This window comes from Pantoea sp. CTOTU49201 (genome assembly GCF_032054795.1).
Lineage (GTDB): Bacteria > Pseudomonadota > Gammaproteobacteria > Enterobacterales > Enterobacteriaceae > Pantoea > Pantoea symbiotica.
This window is the reverse complement of record NZ_DAMBSA010000505.1, coordinates 1-2,947: the sequence shown is the minus strand read 5'-3', so window position 1 is coordinate 2,947 and position 2,947 is coordinate 1. Positions and strand designations below refer to the sequence as shown.

Below are 2,947 nucleotides of genomic sequence, written 5' to 3'. Positions count from 1 at the left end.
TGCGGTAAGCCAGTATCAATCACATAGCTTTCACCGCGATAGAGATGGTAACTCTGGCCGTTCACCACAAGTGTGATTTCACCCTCCAGCACCGTGCCGGTTTCTTCGCCGGGATGGCGTAGTTTCTCGCCGGTGCTGGCGCCCGGTTCATATCGCTCCAGCAGCATCGCCAGCGCGCGTCGCGCTGCACCGTTATCAATTAGCATCAGCGATACGCCAAGGCTGCCGATCTCCACGCACTCTTCCGGGCGCACAATCACGCGCGGCGTGGCATTGATTTTGGGTTCGGAGAAAAACTCCGACAGCGATAGCCCGTAAACTTTCAGCAGCTTCTGCAAGGTGCTGACGGCCGGGCTGACTTTGTCCTGTTCGATAGTGCTAATGGCGCTGTGTGTTAAACCTGATAACTCAGCGACGCGACGCTGAGACAATCCCAACTCCTGCCGGATCTGCGATAAGCGACGTCCGGGTGCCAGAGTGGCATCATTCATGGCTGTTTTTCCTTGTGATAACATACAGCGGCGTGGATAAAGGCCGCAAACAAACGTTGCGAGACCGGATCGTCATCGGAAAGCCATTCAGGATGCCATTGCACCGCGAGGGCGAAAGGGTGCTTTGGCAGGCTAACAGCTTCAATCAGCCCATCGGGCGCGCGCGCTTCCACGAGCAGCAGCGGACCGGTTTCGCGAATGCCTTGTCCATGCAGCGAGTTGACCGCAAAGGGTTCGGCGCTGCCGAGCAGTTGGCTCAGCATGCCATCCACTTCTGGCAGCACGTCATGTACCGGCGCGTATTGCTCCTCCAGCGGCAGCGCATCGTCTTCGCGGTGCTCCTGGAATAAATGTGTCATATGCAGTTGGCGATGCAGCGCACCGCCGTTGGCAACCACCAGCTCCTGCAAGCCACGACAGATGCCGAACATCGGCATCTTTTTACCGATCGCATGTGTGATAAGCCCGAAGGCGAGGCGATCGCGTGCTGGATCGGCATGCGGCTCTTTACCGTCTTCGCCGTAATGCCAGGGTTCGATGTTGCTGGGGCTGCCGGTCAGCAAAATGCCATCCAGCACGGTCATACTATTTTCTAATAGATGAGGCGCCTGCATCAGTTGATGCGGCAATGGCAGCGGCACGCCACCGGCAAGCACGATAGCGTCGAGATATTTGTTGTGAACCGTTTGCCCTGGATGGTTGCCGATAAAGTTCTGGCACATCACTACGCCAATCAAGGGCTTGTCAAAAATAATGCCCATAACGTCTCCGCGTTGCTGTTCAATATTTTCGCCGGAAATGCGCGGCTGGCCTTAAAAGTGTGCAATATTTTGTCAATCTAGCAACCAGTTGAGTGTTCTTCAAACAGATTTGTTACATTTGCACACTTTTTGCGTTAGGGCTATGTTAGAAGAGTGGCTGTTATTTTGAGCATTACGCGCACCAAATTTTAACGGTAAAGGGCGGGTGGGATCATGACGAACCTCGTAGAAGTAGAAGACTTCACGCGACACAGTGAAGAGAAACGAACAAGCGCGTTCCAGCTGGAGGTCAAAACCTGGCTGGAACGCCATCCTGAAACGCAGTATGTCGATATTCTTCTTAATGATTTAAATGGGGTATTTCGCGGTAAACGCATTCCCATCTCCGCATTGGCAAAACTGGAAAAAGGGTGTTACTTCCCGGCCTCCGTTTTCGCGATGGATATTCTCGGTAACACCGTCGAAGACGCCGGACTTGGTCAATCACTGGGCGAACCCGACCACCTCTGCATGCCGGTTCCCGGAACCTTAATTCCTTCTGCCGCCGATCCCACGCACATCGCCCAGCTGTTGCTGACCATGTGTAACCAAGATGGCACTCCCTTTGACGTTGAACCCCGTAATGTCCTCAATCGGCTGTGGCAACAGCTGCGTAATCGAGGATTATTCCCGGTGGTAGCGGTAGAGCTGGAGTTCTATCTGGTGGATAAAAAGCGCGATGCCGAGGGTTTTATTCAGCCGCCATGTTCACCAGGCAGTGACGAACGCAATATGCAGAGCCAGGTCTATTCTGTGGATAATCTCGATCACTTCGCCGACGTGCTGCGGGATATCGACCATTTAGCTAAACTGCAAGGTATTCCCGCCGATGGCGCGCTGGCGGAAGCGTCACCTGGCCAGTTCGAAATCAACCTGCATCACACGCGCGACGTGCTGAAAGCCTGTGACCATGCTATTCAGCTGAAACGGCTGGTGCGTCAGGTAGCGGAAAATCACGGCATGACCGCGACATTCATGGCCAAACCTTACGAAGAGTACGCGGGCAGCGGCATGCATGTGCACATCAGCATGCTGGATGCCGCCGATCACAACGCCTTCGCGCTGGATGACGGCAGCGATTCGCCGCTGATGAAACGCGCGCTGGCGGGCATGATCGATCTGATGCCGGCCTCGATGGCGTTGCTGGCGCCGAACGTGAACGCCTATCGTCGCTTCCTGCCTGAAGCCTATGTGCCGCTGCAGGCATCGTGGGGACATAACAACCGCACGGTCGCGTTGCGCGTGCCTTGTGGCGATGCGGATAACCATCGCATTGAGTATCGCGTGGCCGGTGCGGATGCAAATCCCTATCTGGTGGTGTCAACTATTCTTGCCGGTATTTTGCACGGTCTGGATAATCAGCTACCCTTACCGCATCCGGTGCAGGGCAATGGACATGAAGCAGAAGGGCTGGCATTACCGATTCGGCAGAGCGATGCGCTGTATGAATTCGAGAATAGCTACCCGCTGCAGAAGCTGTTGGGCGAGCGTTTCAGCGGCGTGTGGCACAGCTGCAAACAGTATGAATTGATGCAGTTTGAGCGCTTAATCACCTCTACAGAAATCGACTGGATGCTAAAGAACGCCTGACGCAGGAAGATTTGATCTAACGTCTTGTGCCGATGGCATAAGTTGGGGCAAAATACGCGCCCTGCA

Annotated in this window: 3 protein-coding genes; 1 reads left to right on the top strand and 2 read right to left on the bottom strand. The window is 54.7% G+C overall.

Features of this window, described 5'->3' with window-relative positions; translation table 11 throughout:
- Both puuR and puuD read right to left on the bottom strand, forming a co-directional pair.
- A partial coding sequence (gene puuR / locus RTY00_RS22910; RefSeq protein WP_312666475.1) for an HTH-type transcriptional regulator PuuR occupies window positions 1-491 on the bottom strand: 491 nt, incomplete at its 3' end.
- Window positions 488-1,252: a gamma-glutamyl-gamma-aminobutyrate hydrolase gene (gene puuD, locus RTY00_RS22905; protein WP_312666473.1), complete on the bottom strand. Its 765-nt coding sequence runs from the start codon at window positions 1,250-1,252 to the stop codon at window positions 488-490. The genes puuR and puuD, both read right to left, overlap by 4 nt.
- 213 nt (window positions 1,253-1,465) lie before the next feature.
- Here puuD and RTY00_RS22900 point away from each other — a divergent pair, with 213 nt between their 5' ends.
- Window positions 1,466-2,881 (top strand): glutamine synthetase family protein, encoded by a 1,416-nt coding sequence (locus RTY00_RS22900; RefSeq protein WP_061717698.1) that lies wholly within the window; start codon window positions 1,466-1,468, stop codon window positions 2,879-2,881.
- Window positions 2,882-2,947 lie beyond the last annotated feature (66 nt).